This window comes from Polynucleobacter alcilacus, from assembly GCF_018881545.1.
Lineage (GTDB): Bacteria > Pseudomonadota > Gammaproteobacteria > Burkholderiales > Burkholderiaceae > Polynucleobacter > Polynucleobacter alcilacus.
In genome coordinates, this window is the sequence record NZ_JACVQD010000001.1 from 295,116 (window position 1) to 321,222 (window position 26,107).

The window sequence follows — 26,107 nt, forward strand, 5'->3', positions numbered from 1 at the left end:
TCTTTAATTGGCTATGAGCTTGCCGTCTTTTAGACGTGGCTCTACAAAATGCCCCTTGCGCGCACGATTGCCCGCAAATGATTTGAGAGTCTTTGCATCCAAGTTCAGTTCTGTTGGCTTACCTGCACGTCCAGCGCCAGCATAAGTAGCACCATCTGGACCTACAGCAATTGCGGAAGCTAAAAATTCTTTATCGTCCAAGCCCATTAAGATCACACCTTTACCACCAGTTGGTAGGCGCTTTAACTCCTCCAATGGGAATACCAACAACTTAGATACCTCAGATAAACACGCAACCTGCTTCATGCCTACTTTAACCTTAACGGCACCTAAAGGGGCATCTCCAGGAACTTTGGCGTCTATGCTAACAAACGATTTACCCGCTTTATTACGCGTACTCATATCGGCAACATTGGCTAAGAAGCCATAACCCGCTTTAGTAGAAAGCAAGACCAAATCATCGGCTTGACCAGCATAGTAAGCAACCATTTGCGAGCCGGCAGCCAAGTTCACAAAACTGGTTAAAGGGGAACCGTCGCCTCGGGCACCGGGCAATTCACTTACCGGAACAGTGTAGACCCGACCATCACTACCAAAACCTTGTATGACATCAATGGTTCGAACCTCAAAGGTTGTATACATGGCATCACCCGCTTTAAAGCTAAATTGAGTGGCATCATGCTCATGCCCTTGACGCACGCGTACCCAGCCTTTTTGAGAAACGATGACCGTCACCGGTTCATCAATGACTTTCGTTTCTGCAATTGCACGTTTATCTTCCTGAATGAGGGTGCGACGCTCATCACCGAAGTCCTTCATATCAGATTCAATTTCCTTAATGATGCGCTTACGTAATACAGTATCACTTTGTAGCAGCCCCTCTAATTCATCGCGCTCAGCCTTCAAATCTTTGAGCTCTTGCTCAATTTTGATACCCTCAAGACGCGCTAATTGGCGCAAACGAATATCAAGAATATCTTCAGCCTGTCGATCGCTCAGCTTAAATTCTTTAATCAAATCCGCTTTAGGTTCATCGCTATTACGAATGATCTTAATTACCTTATCAATGTTCAGAAGAACGATTAAACGCCCTTCCAAGATATGCATCCGGTCTTTGACTTTGCCTAAACGATATTGAGTACGGCGAGTAACCGTAGCCACCCTGAACTCGACCCACTCCATCAGAATCTCTTTGAGACCCTTCTGACGTGGACGTCCATCATTCCCAATCATCACCAAATTCATTGGCGCATTACATTCGAGAGAGGTGTGGGCCAATAAAAGGTTCACGAATTCATTTACATCAATGTTTTTGCTCTTGGGCTCAAATACCAAACGTACAGCAGCATCCTTACTAGACTCATCACGCACTCCATCTAAGACATTTAAGATGGTGGACTTGAGGTTATTTTGATCAGGGGTCAAGGTTTTCTTGCCAACCTTCACTTTAGGATTGGTAATTTCCTCAATCTCTTGGAGTACACGCTGTGAGGAGGTTGCCGGTGGTAATTCATTAACAACAATCTGCCATTGGCCTCGCGCCAATTCTTCTACTGACCAACGCGCACGTACTTTGATACTGCCACGCCCTGCCTCATAAATCTGGGCAATTTCTGTTGCTGATGAAATAATTTGTCCACCACCTGGATAGTCTGGGCCTGGCATGATTCCAAGCAAGTCAGACGTCGACATCTTAGGGGACTTCATTAAGGCAATCGCTGCTGCAGCCACTTCGCGCAAGTTATGTGATGGGATTTCAGTAGCCATACCCACTGCAATGCCAGAGGCGCCATTGAGGAGTACAAAAGGTAAACGTGCTGGGAGTAGCTTCGGCTCCTGAAATGAACCATCATAATTTGGTGCGAAATCAACTGTGCCTTCATCGATTTCACTCAGCAAGAGTCCAGCAATCTTTGTTAATCGGGCTTCGGTATAACGCATTGCGGCAGCCCCATCACCGTCTCTGGATCCAAAGTTACCCTGACCATCAATCAATGGGTAGCGCAATGAAAAGCTTTGTGCCAAACGCACCAAAGCGTCATAAGCAGATTGATCACCATGGGGATGAAACTTACCAAGAACGTCGCCAACCACGCGCGCACTCTTGACTGGTTTTGCATCAGCGCGCAATCCCATTTCGCTCATGGAGAATAAAATACGGCGCTGCACTGGTTTTTGTCCATCAGCTACATCTGGTAGCGCCCGCCCTTTGACAACGCTAATAGCGTAATCCAGATAGGCGCGTTCAGCATAGACAGCCAGCGTCAGACTATCTTTACCATCTTCATCTAAATCAATTGTTTTGGGATCGTGCGGGTCTTTTGGGCCTTTAGGTGCGGCTGCAACAGCTGTTTCATCAATCTCAACAATATCTATCTCACTTGGATTGGCAAACAAATCTGCTTGCTCTGCAGCTTCATTCTTGCCTGGAGTTTTCTTTATAGCCATTAAATATCTGCCTCAACTTCATTACCGCGCTCTTCAAGCCAATCGCGTCGCGCGCCCGATTCAGACTTACCCATCAACATATCCATGGTTTTAAAAGTTTCATCTTCCGTCCATGAACCCAAGGTTACCGGTAAAAGACGGCGTGTATCTGGATTTAAAGTCGTATCCCATAATTGCTCGGCACTCATCTCACCTAAACCTTTAAAGCGGGAGATTTGCCATGCGGATTCTTTCACACCATCTTTACGTAACTTATCTTCAATCGCTTGCAATTCATTGGCATCGAGGGCGTAAATCTTTTGCGCTGGCTTTTTACCACGCGCTGGTGCATCCACCCTAAAAAGGGGTGGACGAGAAATATGGATATGTCCTAAATCAATCAGTTTGGGGAAGTGCTTGTAAAACAAAGTGAGTAAAAGGACTTGTATATGCGCACCATCCACGTCCGCATCCGACAAAATACAAACCTTGCCGTAACGCAAGTTTGATAAATCTGGGTTGTCATTGATCCCATGGGGATCTACACCAATCGCCACCGCAATATCGTGAACTTCATTGTTAGCAAATAAGCGATCGCGCTCTGCCTCCCAGGTATTCAATACCTTTCCGCGCAGTGGCAGAATGGCTTGATATTCCTTATTGCGGCCCATCTTGGCTGAACCACCCGCTGAATCACCCTCGACTAAGAAGATTTCATTCATGGCGATATCTTGGCTTTCGCAATCAGTCAACTTACCAGGCAATACCGCAACACCAGACGATTTTCTTTTCTCAACCTTTTGGCCAGCTCTGGTTCTTGCTTGTGCCTGTTTAATGACTAAATCAGCTAGCTTGCGACCGTAATCCACGTGTTGATTGAGCCAGAGCTCTAATGCCGATTTGGCATAGCCAGAAACTAAACGGACAGCATCACGTGAATTCAGGCGCTCTTTGATTTGCCCCTGAAATTGTGGATCTAACACTTTTGCAGACAAGATAAAAGAGGCTCTTGCAAATACGTCTTCAGGCATTAACTTCACGCCCTTGGGTTGCAAAGCATGCATCTCAATAAAACCTTTTACCGCATTAAAGAGGCCTTCGCGTAAACCGCTTTCATGCGTACCACCTGCAGGTGTTGGAATCAGATTGACATAGCTTTCACGAACGGGTGCGCCATCTTCAGTCCAACTCACTACCCAGGCTGCGCCCTCACCTTCCGCAAATGAATCATCTTCCCCATTGCCAGTAGCGTATTGCTCGCCTTCAAATGGGGGGATGACTTCCGGACCATGTCCTGCTTGAGCAATCGCTTCATTTAAATAGCCGCGTAAGCCTTGGGCGTATTGCCAAGTTTGGCTCTCGCCAGACTTTTCCTGAATGAGGGTCACTTTCACGCCAGGCAATAACACTGCCTTGGAACGCAAGAGACGAATCAGGTCAGCCATTGGAATAGTCGAGCTGTCGAAATACTTGCCATCTGGCCATGCACGCACTCTTGTGCCGTGCGATTTATCTTCTTTAGATGAGGGTCTGGTCTTAAGCTTTTCAATCACTCTGCCATCAGCAAAGGTCAAAGTAGAGACTTGCCCATCACGCCAAACAGTGACTTCTAATCGCTTAGACAGAGCATTGGTTACTGAGACACCCACACCATGCAAACCCCCTGAGAATGCATAGGCTCCACCAGAACCTTTTTCGAATTTACCGCCAGCATGCAATTGGGTAAAGACAATCTCAACAACGGGTAGTTTTTCTGTGGGATGCATTCCTACTGGAATACCTCGACCATCATCTTCAACGCTCACACTGCCATCAGTATGCATAGTGACAATAATTTGCTTACCAAAACCACCTAAGGCTTCATCTGATGCGTTATCCAATACCTCCTGGATGACGTGTAAAGGGTTATCGGTGCGGGTGTACATGCCCGGCCGTTGACGGACTGGTTCCAGGCCTTTTAAGACCTGAATCGAGGATTCGCTGTATTCGGAAGTTTTACGGGTAGCCATGCGCGCAAATTGTAGTCATGTCTGGAGTCTAAGCTCAAATTTTCAGGTATTCCCCTGTCATCCATGCCAAAATTGAGGCATGGGAGCCTTAAGTCATATCCGTGTTTTAGACCTCAGCCGCGTTCTGGCCGGCCCTTGGTGCGCCCAGAATTTAGCGGATTTGGGTGCCGATGTCCTTAAAGTCGAGCGTCCAGGCTCCGGGGACGATACCCGCCATTGGGCTCCCCCTTTTGTCAAAGATGCCCAGGGCAAGGAAACCGAAGAGTCTGCCTACTTTATTTGCATTAACCGAAATAAACGCTCTATTACGGTCGATATCACTAAGCCAGAAGGCCAAGACATCATTCGCCAATTGGCTGCTGAATCAGATGTCATTATTGAAAATTACAAAGTCAGCGCCCTTCTTAAATACGGGCTTGATTATGAAAGTCTGAAAAAGATAAAGTCAGACTTGATCTATTGCTCCATCACTGGATTTGGTCAAACCGGTCCTTATGCGAATCGTCCTGGCTATGATTTCATTATTCAAGGCATGGGTGGCTTTATGAGTGTTACTGGTGAAGCCGAAGATTTTGAAGGGGCTAGCCCTCAAAAATCAGGGGTTGCCATTGCTGACATTTTTACAGGGATGTATGCCAGCACTGCGATTCTGGCTGCGATTGTCCATCGCAATCACACTGGTGAAGGTCAATATATTGATATGTCACTTCTAGATACCCAGATTGCCGTGATGGCTAATGTGTCTAGCGCCTATCTCACTTCAGGCGAAGTTCCGAAACGCTGGGGTAATGCCTCAGCGATTATTGTTCCCTACCAAACCTTTCCGACATCTGATGGCTGGATGATTGTGGGGGCTGGTAATGACGGTCAGTATCGTCATTTTGTTACTGTGGGTGGTGAAGCGCACTTAGCGGATAACCCACTTTATGTGACGAACCCCCTGCGCGTTCAACATCGCAAACAACTCATTCCATTGTTAGAGGTGATGACGCGTCAGAAAACTAAGGGGGAGTGGATTGCCTTATTAGAAAAAGCCAATGTTCCTTGTGGCCCTATTAATAATATTAAGGAAGTTTTTGAAAATGAGCAGGTAATTGCCAGAAAGGTGCAGATTGATGTACCGCACCCTACTGCAGGAACGATGAAATTGGTAGCCAGTCCCATGAAACTGTCGAAGACACCTACAGAAGTGCGCATGGCCCCACCCACTCTTGGTCAACATACCAATGAGGTCCTACACGAACGACTGCACTTCAATTCTGAAATGATCGAAGAACTCCGTCGTAAGGGGATTATCTAAAGTATGCATAAGACCGCTATCAAGACTGGCTTATCCATAAAACAGGTTCTCATTTTTGGAGGCCTGATGGTGACACTTTCCATGGGCATACGACATGGTTTTGGCTTATTTAATCTACCCATCACCTCAGCCAATGGTTGGGGTCGAGAAACTTTTGCCCTCACCATTGCATTACAGAATCTGATTTGGGGCGCAGTCCAACCCATTACTGGTGCTTTAGCTGATCGCTATGGTGCTCTCAAGATCATGGTTGCTGGTGGTGTCTTGTATGCACTGGGTTTGGCTGGTATGGCTGTTTCAAGCGATGTGTTGAACTTCACTTTGGCAGGTGGCTTACTGATTGGTTTGGCCCAAACTGCCACTACGTATAGCGTGGTCTACGGAATCTTAGGGCGTAACGTTGCTGCAGACAAACGCGTTTGGGCAATGGGCATTACAGCAGCCGCTGGATCTTTCGGTCAGTTCTTAATGATTCCAGCTGAACAGGGATTGCTCAGTGCCTTTGGTTCAGAAGATGCACTTTTGCTGTTAGCGCTCATGGCAAGCCTCATGATTCCCACGGCATTTATGTTGCGTGAGAAAAATTTTGTTCATACGCACAATTTAGGTGATCAAACGATCAAGCAAGCCCTAAAAGAAGCAATGAAAAATCGCAGCTTTCGATTGCTTACCTTAGGCTATTTTGTTTGTGGATTTCAGGTGGTGTTTATTGCGGTTCACCTAGCACCCTATCTTAAAGATCTTTCTGCATCCTATCCTGAGGTAGGTGCACCAATGGTTGCCACTACTGCGCTTGCATTGATTGGTTTGTTCAATATATTTGGCACCTATAGCGCAGGTATGCTGGGTCAACGCTTTCCGAAACGCTACTTACTCTCTGGCATTTATTTGGGCAGATCCATTGCCATTATTGGGTTTTTACTCCTACCGTTAAGCCCAATGAATACCTACATCTTTGCCGCCATCATGGGATTTTTATGGCTCTCCACCATTCCCTTAACCAATGGCATCGTGGCGCAGATCTTTGGCGTTAAATATCTCTCCATGCTTTCTGGATTAATATTCTTCTCGCATCAGTTGGGTAGTTTTTGTGGTGCCTTTTTTGGTGGCTATTTATTTGATCGCACAGGCTCCTATTTAGTTGTATGGGAGATCGCCATTGTTCTTGGTGTCTTTGCTTTTCTAGTAAATCTACCCGTGAAAGAACGGGCTATTTCAAGAACGGTAAGCGCGTGAGCAAAAACTTATCAGGATCTCTAAAGAGAAAACGGCTCTTGCAAAGAATGTTTTATATTTTCGCCTTTTTTGTATTGTTGCTGATTTTTTCTGCCTACTATGCTCCGGATATGATGGTGGCGATGACCAATCAAGTTTGGGCATTATGCGGCTGGTAGCACATGTTTAATTTTGTTTCACTCTCGCCGTAGCACAATGGATAGTGCACATGCCTCCTAAGCGTGGGATACAGGTTCGATTCCTGTCGGCGGGACCAAGAATTACTGCTTACTTATCCACAGGCATTGTGGATAAATTGATAAAAGTTTCCCTAAGTAGCAGATTTATATAGTCTCACCTAGGTTGCTTAAATAATTAGCAGGGCTGATTTACAAAATTGCTGCACACACAAATAAATATTTCTTGTCTGCTCTAGACTTTTTATGTTAGCCGGAGCATGCGTATCCCCTGCACCCAGCAATGAGTTCCCTTACACTTAGCCCCATGACCAATCTTTCAACCAGCACCTTAGCAGCCCTTGAGGAGATGCTCCAAAATACAGCTCGCTCAGCTCCCGCAGACTTTATGCCAATCTATTTATCACGCGGCACTCAGGGCGATGAGATTATTGGTCACTTAAATCCTGAATTCATTCCTTACTTTCAAGAATCCATTAGCAAAGATTCAATTCCATTGATTTCCGTTAGTAATGATCGAATCACAATTCATTCAGGACGCCCTATAGAGCTCTCCAAGAGTCTTAGCCAACTAGCAGATCTAATGCGTTTAGGCGGTTACATTCCTGGGTGGCGTAATGAAGATTTCGCTTGGGTTGATCAGAATGGGCATCAATACTTTCATTTAGAACGAGCCGCCTTTCGTACCTTCGGTTTTCGGAGTATGGCAACGCATATCAATGGCTACACTAACTCCGGTTCTATTTGGCTTAGTAGACGCAGTGAAACGAAATCAACTGATCCAGGAAAACTAGACAACATTGCTGCTGGAGGTATTTCTGCTGATGAAACACCTTGGGTGTGTGCTCGCAGAGAATTATGGGAAGAATCTGGCGTACCGGCGCATATTGCCGATCAAATTGAGCCCGTGGGACGAATCCATATGCGACGACCTATTGCGGGGCGGGGATTTCATGATGAACAGCTCTATGTTTATGACTTAGCGCTTCCTGACAACTTTATTCCTACCAATCATGATGGTGAAGTCAGCGGCTTTATTGAAGTTTCCCTTGCAGAGGCAGCGGCACGTATTTTGGCTGATGAGCTCACCAGCGATGCGGCATTTGTGACGGCTGACTATATATTGCGCTGCAATAAGTAACTCTAAATGGTGTTCTACGCCATCTAAATGCCCTCTGAATTAGGACCATGGGCTCTGATCTCAATTCGTGGTTAAATATTATTAAGGATGAAACAGGGGTGCCCTGTAGGCAGATTTTGCCTAGAGGCGCTGAGAAAGACCCTAGAACCCGATCCAGGTAATTCTGGCGTGGGAAGTTACATCAGACCGACACCCGGTTTCGTCCATCTAAAACAGCTAGGAGATGGACGTGAGTAAAGACAATCAAAAGACTAAACAGGAAATTCCAAGCTTAAAAAGTTTGGAACGTGACTTCAGCCAGAAGTTTGCCTATCCCGCATCAAGCAAAACCTATTTACAAGGTTCGCGTCCGGATATCAAAGCGCCGATTCGGATGATTGAGCAATTGCCTACCCGCGTTGGCGAAGAAATGATCCCTAATCCACCTGTACCGGTATATGACACCTCAGGCCCTTATAGCGATCCCGATATCGTGATCCATCTAGAAAATGGTTTGCCTAGGTTGCGCGATCGTTGGATTGAGGAACGCAACGATACCATTCAGCTATCTGGTCCAAGTTCTGAGTATGGCGTTGCTCGCTCACAGGATGAAGCAACCCAAAATTTACGATTCGCCCACATCAGTGCACCGCGCGTCGCAAAAGCCGGAAGCAATGTTAGCCAGATGTATTACGCCCGCCAAGGCATCGTTACCCCTGAAATGGAATATGTTGCTTTGCGTGAATCGATGGGCTTAGAGCAGCTACGCAAAGATCCTGCCTATAAGCAATTACTGAAGCAGCACCCTGGTAAATCTTATGGTGCAAACCTCCCCGATTTGGTTACGGGTGAATTTGTGCGCTCTGAGATTGCTGCTGGCCGTGCGATTATTCCTGCGAATATTAATCATCCTGAGTTAGAGCCGATGATTATTGGTCGTAACTTCCGCGTAAAGATTAATGGCAACCTTGGTAACTCTGCTGTAACTTCTTCCATTAACGAAGAAGTTGAGAAGATGGTCTGGTCGATCCGTTGGGGTGCTGACACCATTATGGATCTTTCCACTGGTAAACATATTCATGAAACGCGTGAGTGGATTATTCGTAACTCACCTGTTCCAATTGGTACTGTACCGATTTATCAGGCGCTGGATAAAACCGGTGGTATTGCCGAAGACCTCACCTGGGAAATGTTCCGCGATACCTTGGTTGAACAAGCCGAACAGGGGGTTGATTACTTCACTATCCATGCAGGCGTGCTACTGCGCTACGTGCCTTTAACTGCTGACCGCATTACTGGCATTGTTTCTCGTGGTGGATCGATCATGGCTAAGTGGTGCTTAGCTCACCACAAGGAGAATTTTCTCTATACCCGGTTTGATGAGATCTGCGAAATCATGAAAGCGTATGACGTGTCCTTTAGCTTGGGTGATGGTTTACGTCCTGGATGTATTGCAGATTCCAATGATGCTGCGCAGTTTGGCGAACTTCATACCCTTGGTGAACTCACTGCTAAAGCGTGGAAGCATGATGTTCAAGTCATGATCGAAGGTCCTGGTCATGTACCGATGCAACGCATTGAAGAAAACATGACTGAAGAGCTGAAGCATTGCTTAGAGGCGCCTTTCTATACCCTCGGACCATTAATTACCGATATTGCTCCTGGCTATGATCACATTACTAGTGGTATCGGTGCAGCGCAAATTGGTTGGTATGGCACTGCCATGCTGTGCTATGTCACGCCTAAGGAGCATCTAGGTCTACCCGATAAGGAAGATGTGCGCGTAGGCATCATTACTTACAAGATTGCAGCTCATGGTGCTGACCTGGCTAAGGGCCTACCTGGTGCGCAAGTTCGAGACAACGCCCTCTCTAAAGCCCGTTTTGAATTCCGCTGGGAAGACCAGTTTAATTTGGGCTTAGACCCTGAGCGCGCTCGTGAGTACCATGATGCAACCTTGCCTGCTGAAGGTGCCAAGATTGCGCACTTTTGCTCCATGTGTGGACCTAAATTCTGCTCCATGAAGATCACGCAAGAAGTGCGCGATTATGCCGCCACTTTGGATGCCGATGGCAATCCAAAAATAGCGCCTAAGGTAATTCCAATTGCTGAAGTGACGGCAGCCACTGACGCAACCAAAGGCATGGAAGAAATGTCAGCAGAGTTCCGTAAACGCGGTAGCGAGATTTATCAATAAGTGTATTTAAGCTCATCATGAATAGCGCCTTTTTCTCGCAAAGCAAGTATGCCATTGTTGGGGGCGGCCTGATGGGTCGTCTCTTAGCAGTTGCGCTTGCCCGGCGTGGAGCTCAGGTTGATTTATTTGATCAGGGGAATGCTGCTGCGAGTGGTGCTGCCGCCCGGATTGCCGCATCCATGCTTGCTCCACTAGCAGAATCGGTGATTACGGAAGATTCTGTCGTGCGGATGGGCATTCATAGTCTACCGCGTTGGAAGCAAATGCTGGCAGAACTTTCAGCGCCTGTATTTTTTCAGCAAGATGGCACCTTAATTTTGTGGCATCGGCAGGATGCTAGCGATGCAGAGCGCTTTACTGCACACCTTGAGCGTAATTGTCGTAACAACTCGCAACTCGCCCTGCCTCAAAAACTCAATACTGATGCGCTACGTGAACTTGAACCAAGTGTTGCTGAGCAATTTACTCAAGGCCTGTATTTACCAAATGAAGGTCAATTAGATAATCGGCAATTATTAGATGCCTTGCTAGTTGAGTTAAACCAACTAAAAGTAAATTGTCATTGGAATACTCCGGTTGCCCCTCTAGAGCTGCGTAAAAAGTCGCATTACCAACTGGTTTTTGATTGCCGCGGAACGGGTGCTATCGAGTCTTGGGCAACCAGCAGCTCAGCGAATACTCTACGGGGTGTGCGTGGTGAAGTGGTTCGCTTATATGCCCCAGAGGTGAAACTCAGAAGGCCGACACGCTTAATCCACCCGCGCTATCCAATTTACATCGCCCCAAAAGAGAATGACATCTATGTTGTAGGTGCTACCGAGATTGAGTCTGATGATTTATCAGAGATGAGTTTGCGTTCAGCCATGGAATTACTCAGTGCTGTCTATACGGTTCATAGTGGATTTGCTGAATCCCGCATTTTGGAAATGGCAACTCAATGCCGCCCTACCCTGAAGAACAACTTACCTGAAATCAGAACCCTCAAAGAAAAAGGGCTGACGGATTTGATCATGATCAATGGCCTATATCGCCATGGTTTTATGATTGCGCCAGCGATATTGGACTGCACTCTCGAACTGTTAGAACAGGGTGAGAGTAATACAGCTTTGGAATTGGGTTTAAGCATGACAAAAGATGTCAATCAGCAAGAGGCTCCCTTATGCGCGTAATCGTCAATCAAGTGGAGTATGAACTGCCGAAAGAAAGCGTAATTACGGATGCGCTGAGTTTGATAGAGGCTAAGCCTCCCTATGCAGTAGCAGTGAATTTACATTTTGTTCCCAAAACGAAACATGGTGAATACCTCTTAAATGAGAATGATCAGCTTGAAGTCATTGCCCCAGTTACTGGTGGCTAATGTGCCTACATAAGCAAATCTAAATACCCTATTAATCACTTTATGACAGCACCTTTACCAAACAATCTCAATAGCGCTGATGCACTGGTTCTCTATGGAGAGAGTTTTGCCAGTCGCTTATTGCTGGGTACTTCACGTTACCCATCACCACAAGTACTTGAGAATGCTATCCAAGCCTCCAATCCGGCAATGATCACCGTTAGCTTACGTCGTCAAGGAAGCGCTACGGCAGAAGCGCATAGTGGCTTCTGGGATCTATTGAAAAAGATGGCAGTGCCAGTACTCCCAAATACTGCTGGTTGTCATAGCCCTCAGGAAGTGATGACCACTGCGCAAATGGCCCGTGAGGTATTTGAAACCGATTGGCTTAAGCTAGAACTCATTGGTGATGACTACACCCTACAACCAGATACCTTGCGCTTAGTGCAGACCGCAGAAACATTAATTAAAGATGGTTTTAAAGTGCTGCCCTATTGCACTGAGGATCTCATCTTGTGCCAACGCTTAGTTGATGTTGGCTGCCAAGCAGTGATGCCTTGGGCTGCACCCATTGGCACTGGTCAAGGTCCTTTGAACCCCTATGCCATGCAATTATTGCGTGACCGGCTCCAAGTTCCACTCCTAGTAGATGCTGGCTTAGGCCTGCCTTCACATGCCTGCACAGTGATGGAATGGGGATTTGATGGGGTTCTATTAAATACTGCGGTTGCCTTAGCGGATGACCCTGTCGTGATGGCCAACGCCTTTGCAAAGGCTGTAGATGCTGGCCGTTCTGCCTACTTATCGGGCGCCATGAAACCCCAAGCATCTGCCCAAGCGAGCACTCCATTGGTGGGAACTCCTTTTTGGCATCAAAGTTGATAGACTGAAAAGATGAGCCTGATTCGAGACCTTGCTAATCAAATTGTTGCCGCCCATGGCAACGATGATCTTTGCATTCCGATTCCGCAATTTAGCCTTCACTGCCCACCTCCTATGATTGATAACGAGGCTGCCGTTGATCACAATGAATTAGCCGGTGCACTGGCGGCGATTGAAATGGGTTTTATTGAAGCGGATGCGAGAGTTCTAGGCAAGGCGTGGTCACGCATGGCCCAAGGTGATGGTGGTTTCAACGCTTTGAAATGGCCGAACAGACCTGAGCATTTCGATCTACTCCCTTGGACTCGCAATATGAACCCCAATGCTTTTGCAGAATGCCCAAAACATTTAGGTTTATACGGGATCATGCCAGATGCTGAGTGGGTGAAACGCATGGTTGATGCAGAGCTCCCAACAGTACAACTCCGCTTGAAGTCTGAAGATCGTTTTAAAATTCGTAAACAGGTCAGAGCAGCGGTTGAGGCAGTCAAGGAAAGCAAGACACTGCTCTTTATTAATGATTACTGGGAAGAGGCTATAGATGCTGGCGCCTATGGTGTTCATCTGGGTCAAGAGGATTTAGAGGATGCCAATCTCGAAGAAATTCGGGTGGCAGGATTGAGATTAGGTCTAAGTACCCATGGCTATGCAGAGATGGTGCATGCAGACCGCTTTTGCCCTAGCTATATCGCTATGGGTGCAATCTTCCCGACCAATCTTAAAAAAATGGTGACTGTACCCCAGGGCCTAGGTCGTCTTTATCAGTATGCAAAATTGATGAACAACTATCCACTCGTGGCAATTGGCGGTATTGATCAAGACAGCATTCGCGCAGTATCTAAGAGTGGCGTAGGTTCAGTTGCGGTTGTCAGGGCCATTACAGAAGCCAAAGATCCAAAGGCTGCGGTCAAACACTTGCAAGGTTTAATGCAATAGTGTTAATGCAATAAACGCCTAAGCGATTTAGCCCTTACTGTCTTTATTTGCTAATGCCGTTGGATAAAATTCGTGCATATGCCATAAGGGTCCCGGCCCCTCTCCAATGCTTAAGAAACGTCCTGCTTCTAAACCTGCTTCGACATAAGCGATTGCTTTTGCTACTGCATGACTTAAATCATGACCATCTGCTAAGTACGTAGCGATAGCGGAAGCAAGTGAGCAACCTGTGCCGTGGGTATTGAGAGTACTGACACGGTAGTGCTTGAACTCTTTCGCTTGGATGACTTCAAGACCATCTTCCAGCGTGCGCCACATTAAGTAATCTGTGATTTGGGTATGAGAACTATCTAAATGACCGCCTTTAATTAAGACAGCCTGAGGCCCCATCTCTAACAACTCTTCAGCAGCAAGCTTGAAATCTTGTGGCGTAGAAATTTCACGACCCAATAATAAAGAGGCTTCCTCTAAATTGGGGGTAATCAATATCGCCAGCGGAAATAAATCCGTGATCATGGCTTGCGCGCTATCGTCACCACCTAAACTAGCACCCGATGTAGCTCGTAAAACCGGATCTAGAACAATGCGTTTTGCACCATGGCGACGTAAGGATTTTGCAACCACACGCACGATTTCTGGGCTGGACAGCATACCGATTTTGACAACATCAACGCCGATATCCAAAAAGACTGCATCCATTTGGGCTTCCACTACCTCAAGATCCACATCCTGAATACGCATCACTCCCATGGTATTTTGCGCGGTAATGGCAGTGATCACAGACATACCATAAGCGCCCAGGGCACTAATTACCTTGAGATCGGCCTGAAGCCCTGCCCCGCCGCCGCTATCGGATCCAGCGATCGTCAGTACTTTGGCTATCTGTTCGGAAGTAGGAAGAGATGATTTCATCTTGCTATAATATCGGCTTATTCCTCGATAGCTCAGTTGGTAGAGCGCCGGACTGTTAATCCGTAGGTCGCTGGTTCGAGCCCAGCTCGAGGAGCCAAATAAGTTAAGCCCTTAGAGCAATCTAAGGGCTTTTTCTTTAGGGCTCGCTAAGCTTGCTAAGAGCAGTAGTTGTTAAAGGTAAACAGGCTTTTAAACCAGCTAACTCCACTTATATCTTCTGATCCAAATTACCCCTACAATCTAGACATGTTGATACAAATTGCTAATCTTCTTCTGCAAGTTACCGTGAGCATCGTCGCTGGAGCTTGCCTACTACGCTGCTACTTTCAGTGGCTTGCTTTTAATCTTGGGACTGGTCAAGGAAATTCGATTGGGGCTTACTTGCTGCCACTCACGAACTGGATCGTTCTCCCACTGCGTCGAGTTACTCGCAGCATAGGTCGCTTTGATGTAGCGAGTCTTCTTGCCGCCTATCTTTTGGTCCTAGCAAAAATTGTTGTCCTATCTTTGATAGTGGGGATTTCTCCCTTCACAGTGTCTTGGCTCATTTTTGCTTTGATTGACCTGCTGGATTTAACGCTTTCTGGACTCATTGGGCTAGTTTTAGCAAGCGTGATTCTCTCGTGGGTTGGCGCAGGTTCTCAAATCCAGTATTTAGTATCTCTTTTAGTAGAACCTCTGCTTACGCCTATTCGACGGGTCCTTCCCAATCTAGGCGCGATCGATTTATCGCCTCTGGTCTTGTTGCTAGGCTTGCAAATACTTCAGATTGTTTTAAACAACCTCAAGTAGTAGTAAATAAAATATCAATATAGTCTTGCTAGGACCAAAGGAATTAGATTAATTCTTTTTTACGCAGGTTGGCTAAGCGATTATTTAATGTCTTCAGCGTGAGAAGATTATATTTATTCCCTTCAACCCAATTGCTGCCCTTCCATTCAATACCTTCTGGTATGACATTTGCAAACGGCTCATTCCCTTTTCTTGCATAAGCTTCGAGGATAGCCATCAATGCAGCACGATCATCTGCTCCTCCAGCATCTTTAATTGCATCCAAAATTGGTTTTGTAATCGTATCGCTATAGGTGATTTTTGCATCAGGATGATTGGGCGTAGTTGGTTCTGTAAAAATATATTCGTGTGGCCATTCATAAACATTTCTTGCAGCATTTTTTACAGCCTCAGGACTCACTACTCCGGCTTCCAGTTGTTTAGGGTCGGTAGCTAGGTTTAATTCTAAAATCCATGCTTCAAATTCTGCAATGCGGCTATAACGCGTATCTTCGCTATCGCGCTTTTGCTCTTCTTGTGAAAGCAATAAGGTAACCCAAGCCCAGGCAATATCTTTAGGTAATGCATACTCTCTGGCGAGAATTAAGCTGGCTTTTTTCAGGATGGGTTTGGATGTGAGTTTGGGCATTGCATTCTTTCTGAATTCTTTAGTAAGTGCCTTCAATTGCGTGTGGCAAGTTATAGCAAAATCTCCTACTCGTCTTGATAATGCCCACCATAGACCCCTTAGGATACTCTTGATTGGGGGCACTTCATTTGCAAATACAGTAATTAACTGAGCTGCAGCGGGCTCTGGGTGCAAGAAAGTCATAAAGCGTGCAAGATCGCCCGTATTCACTAAAATAGCGCCTATGACTAAGATTCCAGAACTCCTCGCCCCAGCCGGCAGCCTTGCCATGCTTAATACCGCTTTCGAATTCGGGGCGGACGCTATTTATGCTGGCCAACCGCGCTACTCTTTGCGTGTGCGCAACAATGATTTTGGCAAGATTGAAGTCCTGCAGCAAGGTATTGATACAGCCCATGACTTAGGGAAGAAGTTTTATTTGGTTTCTAATTTACTTCCCCACGGTGCTAAGACTCGTACCTATATTAAAGATATGTCTCCAGTCATTGCCCTTGGACCAGATGCCCTCATCATGTCTGATCCTGGTCTCATCATGATGGCTAGAGAAGCTTGGCCAGATATGCCGATTCATTTATCAGTGCAGGCTAACACAGTGAATGGCGCATCTGCAAAATTTTGGCGCTCAGTAGGTATTAGTAGAGTCATTTTGTCGCGCGAACTTTCCTTTGATGAAATTGAAGAAGTACGGCAAGACTGTCCCGAGATGGAGCTTGAAGTGTTTGTTCATGGCGCTTTATGCATTGCTTATTCAGGGCGCTGTTTACTTTCAGGCTATATGTCCCACCGCGACCCTAATCAAGGTGCTTGCACCAATGCTTGCCGCTGGGACTATAAAGTCAAACCTGGCCAACAAACTTCCAGTGGTGACGTCGTTCTTCTCCAAGAAGCTAAACGACCCGATGACTTAATGCCGATGGAAGAAGATGAGCATGGCACTTACATCATGAACTCTAAAGATTTACGTGCTGTTGAGCATATTGAAAGACTAACGAAGATGGGTGTGGACTCCTTCAAAATTGAAGGTCGCACCAAATCGCCCTACTATGTTTCTCGTACTTGCCAATCCTATCGCACAGCGATTGATGATGCTGTTGCAGGCAGACCTTTTGATACCACTTTACTTGGCAATCTAGAAGGCTTAGCGAACCGAGGTTATACCGATGGGTTCTACGAACGCCATCACGATAAAGAATATCAACTCTACATGCGTGGATACTCCCTCTCAGGAAGAAGTCTGTATGTGGGTGAAACTCTAGAAATAGATCATGCTTCTGGTCGAGTAAAGGTCGATGTCAAAAATCGTTTCTCAGTCGGCGATAAGCTCGAGATTATTGAGCCACAGGGTAATCAAGACATCGTGTTAGAGGAAATGTGGAATATGAAGGGCGAATCGGTTGAGGTAGCACCTGGCTCCGGTCATTTCGTCTGGATCAAGCTACCACTTAAAGGGAAACATGCGTTTATTGCGCGCTATACCCATGAGCCAGCCCCAGTCGAAGAAGCAGCCTCCTGTAGTAATTGTTGATTCATCATCTAGACTAGAGGGTATAACGTAGAAAACTTGAACGAATATGAATACAGAAACCATTCCAAAGACCCCCACCCTCAAAGAGAAAATTATTGATGAGCTCAAAAAGGCTTCGGTTCTTTTTTTGTATTTTGGAACTTGGTTTTGCGCGCTTGCTTTTCTGGGAGAAACAGCGCTAGACATCAGAGCCATTCCCCTAACGATCTTTTGGTTTACCTTGATTAAGGCTGCTTTATGTGCAAAATTTATGCTGATTGGACAGGCGATCTTTCCTATTAAAGTCAATCCACAACATGGGATCGTCAGATCTCTTTTTATCGAATCGATTTTTTATCTGATCGTGGTGCTTGCTCTGAATTATTTTGAAGTAGGTGTGGATGGTCTGATTCATGGAAAGAACTTTTTTACATCATTAGCTGCTTTTGGAGAATCAAATCCTTTGCATGTTTTTGCTATGGCTCTTGTGTATTGGCTGATTGTTTGGCCTTACTTAATTTTTACAGGATTTAAATTATCTTTAGGCTCTTCGGCTACGCTGTTGATTCTATTTGGTCCTAAAAAACCCAGTTAGGGACTGTCACTTTGAGGGTCAGTTCACACCACGCCCTTTTAAAGGGAGTTATATTCTGCTTCCTCGCTGGTGTTTTTTCTCAATCCTCTATTGCCCAAGAAATAGAAGCGCGGGCTTATTCCAACGCACCCGTTGGCATGAACTTCATTACTGGGGGCATAGCGCAGGCTAAAAGTGGTTCTTATAAGCTAACTACTGAAGCCGTGAGTCTTACTCATGTCTTAGATGTTTTTGGGCAATCAGGCAGACTTACTCTTGTGCTCCCTTATGCCGAGTTATCGGGCTCTGGCAGAGCGGGTGCTCAAGGGCTTAACGCCTCTGCTGAGGGTTTATCTGATCCGCTGATCAAAGCTTCCGTCAACCTCTATGGTGCTCCTGCTTTGTCTAATAGTGAGTTTCAAAGCTACCAACAAGATCTCATTATTGGTGCCAGCCTAGCGGCATCGATTCCATGGGGCAATTACAACAGCAATCAGATGCTGAATGTGGGCGCTAACCGTTCACTGATTCAGCCAGGCATTGGTTTATCGCAAGCAATTGGTCCTTGGCGCTTAGAACTTGCGGGTATGGCAACAATTTATACAAGCAACAATAGCTATATGGGAAATAACACCCTATCCCAAAATCCGGTTTACTCCACCGAAGCCCATGGAATCTATTACTTTCCGAACACTGCGTGGATCTCTGCAGATGCGACTTACTTTACAGGTGGGCAAACTTACGTCAATGGCATGCCCGTCAGTGGTTCGCAAGAAAACTGGCGCTTCGGTAGTACCTTTTCATACCCTATCGATAAGCAAAACTCCATCCGCCTGTCAGGCAGCACTGGCGTCTATTCGCGGACAAACAATAGCTATGACATGCTGGGAATTTCTTGGCAATATCGCTGGGGCGGCAATCCATAGCCAGCTTGCTACCTGAGTGGCTACAATTGAATCCATCGCCATTTATATAAATACAATACTGAGACAACAATGAGTGCAAAGCCTAAGAATAATGCTGAAGACAATGCGGATAAGCCTAGTGAGATCGGCTTAAGAAAAGGTCTGACTAGCTATGGCGATAAAGGCTTCTCTTTATTTTTACGCAAAGCCTTCATCAAAGGCGCTGGATATACCAATAGCGCATTAGATCGTCCTGTGATCGGCATCATTAATACTGGTAGCGCCTACAACCCCTGCCATGGAAATATGCCGCAGTTACTGGAGGCGGTAAAACGTGGGGTGATGTTAGCTGGTGGTTTACCAATGGAATTTCCTACCATCTCTATTCATGAAAGTTTTGCTGCACCAACTAGCATGTACTTGCGAAATCTCATGTCGATGGATACCGAAGAAATGTTACGCGCGCAGCCGATGGATGCTGTAGTGATGATTGGTGGCTGCGATAAAACGGTTCCAGCCCAAATGATGGGCGCGGCTTCTGCAGGCTTACCTGCCATTCAGCTGATTACAGGCTCCATGCTAACTGGCTCGCATCGGAGTGAACGTGTTGGTGCCTGCACTGACTGCCGTCGCTACTGGGGCAAATTTAGAGCAGGCGAGATTGATGCAATCGAAAAAGATGAAGTCAATGACCAATTAGTAGCCAGCGTTGGCACTTGCTCTGTCATGGGTACAGCCAGCACGATGGCTTGTATCTCCGAGGCCTTGGGTATGACGGTTCCTGGTGGCGCAACACCCCCGGCGGTTACCGCAGATCGTATCCGAGTTGCAGAAGAAACTGGAACTTGTGCAGTGCAAATGGCTAAAACGGGTTTGACGATCGACAAGATATTGACTGCAGATGCGTTTGAAAATGCCATTCGGGTGCTATTGGCGATCGGCGGTTCTACGAATGGCCTTGTTCACTTGGCTGCAATTGCAGGTCGCATGGGTTTAGAAATTGATTTAGAAGCTTTAGACAAAATGGGTAATGAAACTCCTGTCCTGGTAGATTTAAAACCATCTGGCGATCATTACATGGAAAACTTCCATGATGCAGGTGGTATGACCACCCTACTTCGTGAACTTAAACCATTACTCAAACTCAATGCCCTCACAGTCACTGGAAAAACGCTCGGTGAAGAAATTGATGCTGCACCCCCCAGCTTCAAACAAGATGTGGTTCGTAAGATCAATAATCCAATCTACCCGCGTGGCAGCATTGCCGTATTACATGGCAATCTAGCGCCAGGTGGAGCCATCATCAAACAATCGGCTGCAGATGAAAAACTCATGGAACATGAAGGCCGTGCTGTTGTCTTTGAAAATGCAGCAGACTTGGCAAACCGCATTGATAGCCCAGATTTAGATGTAACGTCTGAGGATATTTTGGTTTTAAAAAATATCGGCCCCAAAGGTGCTCCAGGCATGCCTGAAGCTGGCTATATCCCCATTCCGATGAAACTCGCGCGTGCGGGTGTCAAAGATATCGTGCGCATTTCTGATGGGCGCATGAGTGGTACTGCCTTTGGCACAATTGTGCTGCATGTCACTCCAGAGTCTGCCATCGGCGGTCCATTAGCCCATGTTCATAATGGCGATCGCATTCGACTGAGTGTTAAAAATCGAGAAATTAGCCTATTAATTTCTGATGCTGAATTAGCCAAGCGTATTCAAGAGAATCCAATTACTTCTCCAACGGCAGAACGAGGCTATAAAAAATTATTCTTAGACACGGTGACACAAGCAGATCAAGGAGTTGACTTTGATTTCTTGAGGGCAGTTAAGATGGTAGGGAAAACACCTCAAGCCTAATTCCTTAATATTGCTATGCCACTATGATTTTGTGGTCTCAAAGATTTCGGAGTTCGCGTCGTAGAATCTTTCCCACATTGGATTTGGGAAGATCGTTTAAGAATACAATTTTCATGGGGCGCTTATAGCTTGTCATGTGCTCTTTGCAGTATTGCAAGATTTGCGCTTCGGTCAAATGGTGATTGTCTCTGACGACATACGCTTTAACAATTTCCCCTAACTTTCGATGCGGTACGCCAATCACTGCGCACTCTTTGATACCCGTCATTTGCGTTAAAACATCCTCAACTTCATTTGGAAATACTTTAAATCCTGCGACCACAATCATGTCTTTTTTACGGTCAACGATTTTCACAAAGCCTTCAGCAGTAATCAGGCCAATATCCCCTGACTTGAAATAGCCGTCTGCCGTCATGCAATGCTCAGTCTCTTCTGGTTTATTCCAGTAACCCTGCATTACCTGTGGGCCTTTAATCGCAATCTCTCCTGCAGTTCCATGGGGGAGCTCTACTTCATCATCATCTAAGATCACCACGTCTGTACTGGGGATAGGCATGCCGATGTGGCCCGTGAAATGCTTTTCTAAGGGGGTATTTACACACACTACTGGCGATGTTTCGGATAAACCATAACCTTGGGCGATCGGCACTCCAGTCAGTGCCTGCCAATGATCGGCAGTTTTTTTATGTACCGCCATACCGCCACCAATCGTGACCAATAAATTGGGGAGTTTCACCTTTTTAAATTCAGGACGATGAATCAATGCATGAAACAAGGTATTGACGCCGGGGAAAATATTGATGTTGGGATGTTTACTGAGCATTTTTATAAAGCCAGTGATATCCCGTGGATTGGGAACTAAGATTAATAAGCCCCCTTTGGCGATCCCCAGAAAAGCACAAGCAGTCAGGGCAAAAATATGGGTCAAAGGTAAGGCACACAGAAATACTAACTGCTGATCAGGTTTCTGTTTCAGGCCCGGGTTTAGCCAAGCTTCAATCTGATTGACATTAGAGAGAATATTTCGATGCAGCAATACAGCGCCTTTAGAAACTCCGGTTGTGCCACCGGTGTATTGCAAGAAGGCAATATCGTCTAAACCAATATCTGGCTTCTGAAAAGGATGCCCCCCACCAATTCGCAATGCTTCTTTGAAGGGGATATGAGCGAAGTCCCAGGCAGGTATGAGCTTTTTTATTCGTGTAGCTACCCAATTAATTAAATGTCCTTTTAATCCCAGTAATTCACCGGGGCTGCTGACGATCACTTGCTGAATCGATGATTGGGGCAGTATTTTTTGATAGATGTGCGCAAAGTTTTCTAGCACGGCAAAGACGGATGCTCCGCTGTCTTGCAATTGGGCTTCTAGCTCTCTAGGGGTATAGAGTGGATTGATATTCACCACCACATACCCGGCGCGCAATGTACCAATCATGGCGATGACATAGTCAAGGACATTGGGATACATCAGTGCTACACGTGCGCCTGGTTCTAAATTGAGGGTCTGCAGATAAGCAGCAAAGTCTTTAGAGAGCTTATCAATCTCTCTATAAGAGAAAAAACGTCCCATTGCTTCAAATGCTTTGCGATTTTCAAAACGCGCTAGTGACTTGTCAAAGAAATCCGCTAGGGAAGCGTTTTCCAGAGGTGCAATCTCTTGCGGCACCCCTATAGGATAATTTTTAAGCCAAGGTTTTGAAGTACGCTGTGCCATTACCTTATGAGAAATAACTTTCTTGAATGGTTGTCAGATTTTGAAACAGCAAAGCATCTCCAATCAATCTCTGTTACCGAGTTGAATGACTCAAAAAACTTAGATTAGTTTCTTGGTACCCTTTAATAATTTCATGGCACCCCAACCGACTGCCAGCGCTTTGCTGGCTAATTTGGGCTTGTAATGCGCCAATGCTGCAAATGCACTGGTCCATAAAATGGGGTTACCTTTAATGAAGTTGAAAGCATCCACGCCTTTATCAGCCCAAGAAAGTGGCTTCTCCCAAGGCTCAAAGTGCTCTGCAAACTCTTTACGTTCGCGGCTCGCCTGAATCATTAATTGGTGGCGACGTAGTTCAAGCGCTTGAATATCCTTCATTTAGACAGCGCCTCGTGATCCTTAGCAAGCTCACTGATCGAGGCTTCGAATAATTGAGGCATTGTGCGGAGGGATTGGACAATGAGCAAGATCAATATCAAGCCGATGCTTAAAAAGGCTCCGGTTAAGAGGCCTAGGGCCAGCATGCGATCTGCTTCCCAGCTATAGATCACAATCAATAAAGCCAACATCACTAGGCCAAAGAATAAAAAGAATAAAGCACAAACAATCATGATGAGCAAACTAATAAATTTACTTCTAGCAATTTGTACATCGATCGAAAGCAACTCCAAACGCGTTTGGGCTATCGAAGCGCCAGAGGCAAAGAGATTTTTTATGGAGGAAAGTAAGTTTTCTTGTGACATATGAGCCTAGCGACGGCGAATAAAAAGGCCAATTAACAAGCCCAAGCCTGCCGCAACGCCCACAGCCTCCCATGGATTGCGATGTACAAAATCATCTGCACCTTCAGCTACTTCCTTTGCTTTAACGCTGAACTTGCCTTCGATACCAGAGAGGCTTTCTTTTGCGCTAGCAATTGTCTCCAAGGCTTTATTACGAATAGAACTAATGGTTTCGCTAGGATGATCTTCTGTCGCATGGATCAAGGCCTCGGCATCAGCCATGAGGGCCTTGAATTCGCCAATCAACTGATCTGCCCCAGAAGAGACTGCCTCAGTAGAAATGAGATGTTCTGACTTTTTAGTGGTCATCGGAATGCTTCCTTCGTTATGGTCGATTTATTCTAAGGTAGTTCTATTCTAAGCATTTCTATGTGAAGTACCCAACAATAGAACGGTCATCCCTGCATTGCCTTCTTTAAACCGCTGTAAATAACTTTTGAGACCCGGTCGGCGCTTCAATAGAGCTCGATATGAATCACTACCAAAGGCGACCTGTTCTCCAAAGAAGTATTCTTCAACCCGGTCTGCATAGCGATTATTCTCAAGCGCCTCCTGAATCGCCCATTTGATGCGGCCACCCTCCCCGCTAGATCCATATCCATGTATTAACACAATGGCCTTGATGCCCAAGTCTATCGATTTGCGCAAGTGCTCCGTCAGTTGCTCCAGGGCATCCTCTACCAATGGGCTACCCTGTTTAATATTGATTTCCGCAGTATCTGAACTCAGAATGGGTGTCTCTTGCGATCCACAATGCGGGCATTGGTCAAATAATGGCCTGGCGTTCCCACAGTCGGGACACTCAGCAATAGATAACATGGTCATAGTGCTTTAAAAGGCTAATTTTATGAACAGTATTTACTTTCTAAAGTAGCAGCATCAATCGATTTGTCATCTACCATGAGATTAAGAGCCTTTTGTGCCTCTTCACGATTTTCAAGTGTCTTCAGATGCGTATTAATGAGACTAGAAACATCTTTCCTAATCGAGGTATTGCCATAACGCAGACCCTTCAAGGTTACTACTGCCTCAGCAGAAATTTTGCATTGCTGATTAATCAACGCAGCAGAATCTGAAGATTGTGTATTGGCATAAGCATAGGCTGCAACGGAGATTGATACGGCGGCTAATAATGTCTTTTTCATCTTAGTTCCTTATTTTGTGACCACAGGTAGGACAGCATCCCAAATCTTTTGCCTTCGTTTTTCTGAGGGCGGCATACACGCTGGATTCTGAGATTTCCATCTTTCTCGCAGCTTGAGCTGCCGTCATACCCTTCCCTACCCATTCCAAAGCTTGATGTGTTTTCGGTATTTGTCTCTTCATTTAACCTCCCAGTAACATAACTATACTACAGAAGTTGTGAAGTTGTGAAGTTTAATTACTAAGGAAAAACACCTAGTCGAGAAGAATTCAGGCAATTTCAGGAAAAGTCAGCCCAATACCGTCAAAATTTGAGGCAAAACGAATGTTTTAAGGCAGACAAGGTATGATTCAAAGGGTCAAAAGGAGCTAAAAATGTACCGCATTGTTTTTTTATTACTCGCCAGCATTGGGCTCGTCGCCTGCAACAATAACGACAGGGTAGTCAGCGCCTGGGAAGTGAATGACGTATATCAAGCAACCATGGTGAGCTCAAGTGCAGTTGCCGGACAAAAAACCTATGTTGGCCCTCCAATCAATACGATGGATGCCAACAATACGTATGAGATGTTTAATTTAAGAAGTACGCAGTCTCAGTCAGGTGTTAAAACTTATGAACTCGTTGTCATGCTGACCTATTACTCACAATGGCGTTACTACGATTCAGCAGTTTTGGAGACCAGCCCTGCTACCTCCTTTAAGGTCATCTCTAGGGAAGCAGGCGTATGTGAAGATAGAGGGTGCATCTTTAAAGAATTGCTATCTATTCAGTTAAGCGATGCCTTCTTGAAAGACCGTGTAAAAAATGGCTTCCAGCTCACTATTTCTTCTAAAACTGGTGTCAATACCGATGTCTTTGTACCCTCGCAATACATTAAGGGTTATTTAAAAGCGGTTGATGGTACTAACTATTAATACATAGGCCTATGCCGTGTGATTCACATAGATAAAGGGGCTCTCACTGCCCCTTTATTTTTGTCTATAGCTCATAGGCCTGGATCCTATCAGCGCTTAGGCAATAAAAAAGCCACCCGCAGGTGGCTTTTTTGACAACTAGAGTTAAGACTAAATTACACAGATTTACGTGCTGTTTTTGCAGCAGGCTTAGTAACAGCGTATTGGCCTTGAATGTTTTCCAATGCGGCGTCAACACTCTTCTCAAAGTTTGCAAAAGCATCAGTAGCTGTAGCGCGAACTTGGTCAAATTGTTGAATTGAAGCTTCAAATGCAGTTTTGAAGGCAGAAACAAATGCCTCAGAACCAGCAGGAGCTGACTTAGTAGCTTCTTTCACAAATTTCAGCAAATCAGCACGTGCGTCATCGATAGAAGCGTCAACTACTTGAGCAACTTCTTTGTTACCGTTACGAAGTACTTTATTTACTTTAGCTTGGTAAGCAGCAGCGTACTTAGCAACTTCTTGAGCAGCTTCAGGCTGAGCTAATTTAGACAATTCTTTTGGATCTTTAACAGCCATCAATTGAGTGCTTGCATCTTGAGCAACTACTAAAGCATCTTTAGCAGCGGCTTGGTTGATTTCAGCTAATTCTTGTGCGCTTTCAATAGCTACTTGAGCTAAATGTTTAGCTGTTTCGATTGCTTTAGCTTGTGCTGTGGCGTACTGGTCGTTTAATTGGTTTTGAAACATGATATCTATTCCTTATTTAAGTGAGTTGAACAAT

At 45.7% G+C, this 26,107-nt stretch carries 25 protein-coding genes, 2 tRNA genes and 1 riboswitch; of the genes, 16 read left to right on the forward strand and 11 right to left on the reverse strand.

The features are described 5' to 3' along the window. Nucleotides 1–3: 3 nt before the first annotated feature. Both parC and ICN45_RS01520 read right to left on the reverse strand, forming a co-directional pair. Nucleotides 4–2,376: a DNA topoisomerase IV subunit A gene (gene parC / locus ICN45_RS01515; protein ID WP_369411475.1), complete on the reverse strand. Its 2,373-nt coding sequence runs from the start codon at nt 2,374–2,376 to the stop codon at nt 4–6. Between the two features lie 71 nt (nt 2,377–2,447). After that, nucleotides 2,448–4,436, reverse strand: a complete 1,989-nt coding sequence (locus ICN45_RS01520; RefSeq protein ID WP_216172309.1) for a DNA topoisomerase IV subunit B — start codon at nt 4,434–4,436, stop codon at nt 2,448–2,450. 79 nt (nt 4,437–4,515) lie between these two features. Here ICN45_RS01520 and ICN45_RS01525 point away from each other — a divergent pair, with 79 nt between their 5' ends. The 9 genes from ICN45_RS01525 to ICN45_RS01565 all read left to right on the forward strand — a co-directional run bounded on the left by ICN45_RS01525 (nt 4,516) and on the right by ICN45_RS01565 (nt 13,619). Further along, nucleotides 4,516–5,736, forward strand: coding sequence for a CaiB/BaiF CoA transferase family protein (locus ICN45_RS01525; RefSeq protein WP_216172311.1), 1,221 nt, complete (start codon nt 4,516–4,518; stop codon nt 5,734–5,736). 3 nt (nt 5,737–5,739) lie between these two features. Then, complete coding sequence (locus ICN45_RS01530; RefSeq protein ID WP_216172313.1) at nt 5,740–6,972, forward strand: MFS transporter; 1,233 nt, start codon at nt 5,740–5,742, stop codon at nt 6,970–6,972. Nucleotides 6,973–7,153: 181 nt separating this feature from the next. Further along, nucleotides 7,154–7,228 (forward strand) — tRNA-Arg (locus ICN45_RS01535). Nucleotides 7,229–7,455: 227 nt separating this feature from the next. Continuing rightward, nucleotides 7,456–8,289, forward strand: coding sequence for an NUDIX hydrolase (locus ICN45_RS01540; RefSeq protein ID WP_216172320.1), 834 nt, complete (start codon nt 7,456–7,458; stop codon nt 8,287–8,289). Nucleotides 8,290–8,373: 84 nt separating this feature from the next. Beyond that, a riboswitch (TPP riboswitch) is annotated at nt 8,374–8,481 on the forward strand. Nucleotides 8,482–8,551: 70 nt separating this feature from the next. Beyond that, nucleotides 8,552–10,465 (forward strand): phosphomethylpyrimidine synthase ThiC, encoded by a 1,914-nt coding sequence (thiC, locus tag ICN45_RS01545; RefSeq protein WP_439650791.1) that lies wholly within the window; start codon nt 8,552–8,554, stop codon nt 10,463–10,465. Between the two features lie 17 nt (nt 10,466–10,482). Then, nucleotides 10,483–11,634 carry an FAD-dependent oxidoreductase gene (locus ICN45_RS01550; protein WP_216172322.1) on the forward strand — a complete coding sequence of 384 codons (1,152 nt, stop codon included), beginning with the start codon at nt 10,483–10,485 and terminating at the stop codon, nt 11,632–11,634. Further along, entirely contained in the window at nt 11,625–11,822 is a 198-nt protein-coding gene (gene thiS / locus ICN45_RS01555; RefSeq protein ID WP_216172323.1) for a sulfur carrier protein ThiS, read from the forward strand. The genes ICN45_RS01550 and thiS overlap by 10 nt, the downstream gene beginning before the upstream one ends. 42 nt (nt 11,823–11,864) lie before the next feature. Then, the gene (locus ICN45_RS01560; protein ID WP_216172325.1) at nt 11,865–12,683 is read left to right on the forward strand and encodes a thiazole synthase; all 819 of its coding nucleotides are present in this window, start codon (nt 11,865–11,867) and stop codon (nt 12,681–12,683) included. Nucleotides 12,684–12,695: 12 nt separating this feature from the next. After that, entirely contained in the window at nt 12,696–13,619 is a 924-nt protein-coding gene (locus tag ICN45_RS01565; protein WP_216172327.1) for a thiamine phosphate synthase, read from the forward strand. A 27-nt stretch (nt 13,620–13,646) separates the two neighbouring features. Here ICN45_RS01565 and thiD read toward each other — a convergent pair whose 3' ends face one another. After that, complete coding sequence (gene thiD, locus ICN45_RS01570; protein WP_216172329.1) at nt 13,647–14,531, reverse strand: bifunctional hydroxymethylpyrimidine kinase/phosphomethylpyrimidine kinase; 885 nt, start codon at nt 14,529–14,531, stop codon at nt 13,647–13,649. Between the two features lie 21 nt (nt 14,532–14,552). On the opposite strand from thiD, the gene ICN45_RS01575 reads away from it, so the two are divergent. Beyond that, a tRNA-Asn gene (locus ICN45_RS01575) sits at nt 14,553–14,628 on the forward strand. Between the two features lie 149 nt (nt 14,629–14,777). Further along, nucleotides 14,778–15,323, forward strand: a complete 546-nt coding sequence (locus ICN45_RS01580) for a YggT family protein (protein ID WP_216172331.1) — start codon at nt 14,778–14,780, stop codon at nt 15,321–15,323. A gap of 43 nt (nt 15,324–15,366) precedes the next feature. On the opposite strand, the gene ICN45_RS01585 is transcribed toward ICN45_RS01580, so the two are convergent. Then, entirely contained in the window at nt 15,367–16,161 is a 795-nt protein-coding gene (locus ICN45_RS01585) for a hypothetical protein (protein WP_255531044.1), read from the reverse strand. Nucleotides 16,162–16,174: 13 nt separating this feature from the next. Here ICN45_RS01585 and ICN45_RS01590 point away from each other — a divergent pair, with 13 nt between their 5' ends. The 4 genes from ICN45_RS01590 (at nt 16,175) to ICN45_RS01605 (ending at nt 20,788) form a co-directional block, all read left to right on the forward strand. After that, nucleotides 16,175–17,476: a peptidase U32 family protein gene (locus ICN45_RS01590; protein WP_216172332.1), complete on the forward strand. Its 1,302-nt coding sequence runs from the start codon at nt 16,175–16,177 to the stop codon at nt 17,474–17,476. Nucleotides 17,477–17,522: 46 nt separating this feature from the next. Continuing rightward, nucleotides 17,523–18,050 carry a hypothetical protein gene (locus tag ICN45_RS01595; protein ID WP_216172334.1) on the forward strand — a complete coding sequence of 176 codons (528 nt, stop codon included), beginning with the start codon at nt 17,523–17,525 and terminating at the stop codon, nt 18,048–18,050. Nucleotides 18,051–18,061: 11 nt separating this feature from the next. Then, nucleotides 18,062–18,955 (forward strand): transporter, encoded by an 894-nt coding sequence (locus ICN45_RS01600; RefSeq protein WP_216172336.1) that lies wholly within the window; start codon nt 18,062–18,064, stop codon nt 18,953–18,955. Between the two features lie 69 nt (nt 18,956–19,024). Then, nucleotides 19,025–20,788: an IlvD/Edd family dehydratase gene (locus tag ICN45_RS01605; RefSeq protein WP_216172338.1), complete on the forward strand. Its 1,764-nt coding sequence runs from the start codon at nt 19,025–19,027 to the stop codon at nt 20,786–20,788. 37 nt (nt 20,789–20,825) lie between these two features. Here the strand turns inward: ICN45_RS01605 and ICN45_RS01610 are convergent, their stop codons facing one another. From ICN45_RS01610 to ICN45_RS01635, 6 genes are all read right to left on the reverse strand, one after another. Further along, a complete protein-coding gene (locus ICN45_RS01610) occupies nt 20,826–22,502 on the reverse strand; it encodes an AMP-binding protein (RefSeq protein WP_216172340.1) in 1,677 nt (558 codons plus the stop codon). 99 nt (nt 22,503–22,601) lie between these two features. Beyond that, nucleotides 22,602–22,880 (reverse strand): YqjK family protein, encoded by a 279-nt coding sequence (locus ICN45_RS01615; RefSeq protein WP_216172342.1) that lies wholly within the window; start codon nt 22,878–22,880, stop codon nt 22,602–22,604. Next, nucleotides 22,877–23,245: a phage holin family protein gene (locus ICN45_RS01620; RefSeq protein ID WP_216172344.1), complete on the reverse strand. Its 369-nt coding sequence runs from the start codon at nt 23,243–23,245 to the stop codon at nt 22,877–22,879. Before ICN45_RS01620 ends, ICN45_RS01615 begins: the two co-directional genes overlap by 4 nt. A gap of 6 nt (nt 23,246–23,251) precedes the next feature. Continuing rightward, nucleotides 23,252–23,593 (reverse strand): ElaB/YgaM/YqjD family protein, encoded by a 342-nt coding sequence (locus ICN45_RS01625; protein ID WP_216172346.1) that lies wholly within the window; start codon nt 23,591–23,593, stop codon nt 23,252–23,254. A gap of 48 nt (nt 23,594–23,641) precedes the next feature. After that, nucleotides 23,642–24,109, reverse strand: a complete 468-nt coding sequence (locus tag ICN45_RS01630) for a Smr/MutS family protein (protein ID WP_255531045.1) — start codon at nt 24,107–24,109, stop codon at nt 23,642–23,644. A 20-nt stretch (nt 24,110–24,129) separates the two neighbouring features. Then, on the reverse strand, nt 24,130–24,429 hold the full coding sequence (locus tag ICN45_RS01635) for a hypothetical protein (protein WP_216172348.1): 300 nt from the start codon (nt 24,427–24,429) through the stop codon (nt 24,130–24,132). A gap of 373 nt (nt 24,430–24,802) precedes the next feature. On the opposite strand from ICN45_RS01635, the gene ICN45_RS01640 reads away from it, so the two are divergent. Continuing rightward, the gene (locus tag ICN45_RS01640; protein ID WP_216172350.1) at nt 24,803–25,342 is read left to right on the forward strand and encodes a hypothetical protein; all 540 of its coding nucleotides are present in this window, start codon (nt 24,803–24,805) and stop codon (nt 25,340–25,342) included. A gap of 155 nt (nt 25,343–25,497) precedes the next feature. Here ICN45_RS01640 and ICN45_RS01645 read toward each other — a convergent pair whose 3' ends face one another. Continuing rightward, nucleotides 25,498–26,073 (reverse strand): phasin family protein, encoded by a 576-nt coding sequence (locus ICN45_RS01645; protein WP_216172352.1) that lies wholly within the window; start codon nt 26,071–26,073, stop codon nt 25,498–25,500. Nucleotides 26,074–26,107: the final 34 nt, after the last annotated feature.

Coding starts and splice junctions, on each gene's coding strand:
- ICN45_RS01520 (WP_216172309.1), bottom strand. CDS start 4,436: ATGGCTACCCGTAAAACTTCCGAATACAGCGAATCCTCGATTCAGGTC.
- ICN45_RS01525 (WP_216172311.1), top strand. CDS start 4,516: ATGGGAGCCTTAAGTCATATCCGTGTTTTAGACCTCAGCCGCGTTCTG.
- ICN45_RS01530 (WP_216172313.1), top strand. CDS start 5,740: ATGCATAAGACCGCTATCAAGACTGGCTTATCCATAAAACAGGTTCTC.
- ICN45_RS01540 (WP_216172320.1), top strand. CDS start 7,456: ATGACCAATCTTTCAACCAGCACCTTAGCAGCCCTTGAGGAGATGCTC.
- ICN45_RS01550 (WP_216172322.1), top strand. CDS start 10,483: ATGAATAGCGCCTTTTTCTCGCAAAGCAAGTATGCCATTGTTGGGGGC.
- thiS (WP_216172323.1), top strand. CDS start 11,625: ATGCGCGTAATCGTCAATCAAGTGGAGTATGAACTGCCGAAAGAAAGC.
- ICN45_RS01560 (WP_216172325.1), top strand. CDS start 11,865: ATGACAGCACCTTTACCAAACAATCTCAATAGCGCTGATGCACTGGTT.
- ICN45_RS01565 (WP_216172327.1), top strand. CDS start 12,696: ATGAGCCTGATTCGAGACCTTGCTAATCAAATTGTTGCCGCCCATGGC.
- thiD (WP_216172329.1), bottom strand. CDS start 14,531: ATGAAATCATCTCTTCCTACTTCCGAACAGATAGCCAAAGTACTGACG.
- ICN45_RS01580 (WP_216172331.1), top strand. CDS start 14,778: ATGTTGATACAAATTGCTAATCTTCTTCTGCAAGTTACCGTGAGCATC.
- ICN45_RS01590 (WP_216172332.1), top strand. CDS start 16,175: ATGACTAAGATTCCAGAACTCCTCGCCCCAGCCGGCAGCCTTGCCATG.
- ICN45_RS01595 (WP_216172334.1), top strand. CDS start 17,523: ATGAATACAGAAACCATTCCAAAGACCCCCACCCTCAAAGAGAAAATT.
- ICN45_RS01605 (WP_216172338.1), top strand. CDS start 19,025: ATGAGTGCAAAGCCTAAGAATAATGCTGAAGACAATGCGGATAAGCCT.
- ICN45_RS01610 (WP_216172340.1), bottom strand. CDS start 22,502: ATGGCACAGCGTACTTCAAAACCTTGGCTTAAAAATTATCCTATAGGG.
- ICN45_RS01615 (WP_216172342.1), bottom strand. CDS start 22,880: ATGAAGGATATTCAAGCGCTTGAACTACGTCGCCACCAATTAATGATT.
- ICN45_RS01620 (WP_216172344.1), bottom strand. CDS start 23,245: ATGTCACAAGAAAACTTACTTTCCTCCATAAAAAATCTCTTTGCCTCT.
- ICN45_RS01625 (WP_216172346.1), bottom strand. CDS start 23,593: ATGACCACTAAAAAGTCAGAACATCTCATTTCTACTGAGGCAGTCTCT.
- ICN45_RS01630 (WP_255531045.1), bottom strand. CDS start 24,109: ATGACCATGTTATCTATTGCTGAGTGTCCCGACTGTGGGAACGCCAGG.
- ICN45_RS01635 (WP_216172348.1), bottom strand. CDS start 24,429: ATGAAAAAGACATTATTAGCCGCCGTATCAATCTCCGTTGCAGCCTAT.
- ICN45_RS01640 (WP_216172350.1), top strand. CDS start 24,803: ATGTACCGCATTGTTTTTTTATTACTCGCCAGCATTGGGCTCGTCGCC.
- ICN45_RS01645 (WP_216172352.1), bottom strand. CDS start 26,073: ATGTTTCAAAACCAATTAAACGACCAGTACGCCACAGCACAAGCTAAA.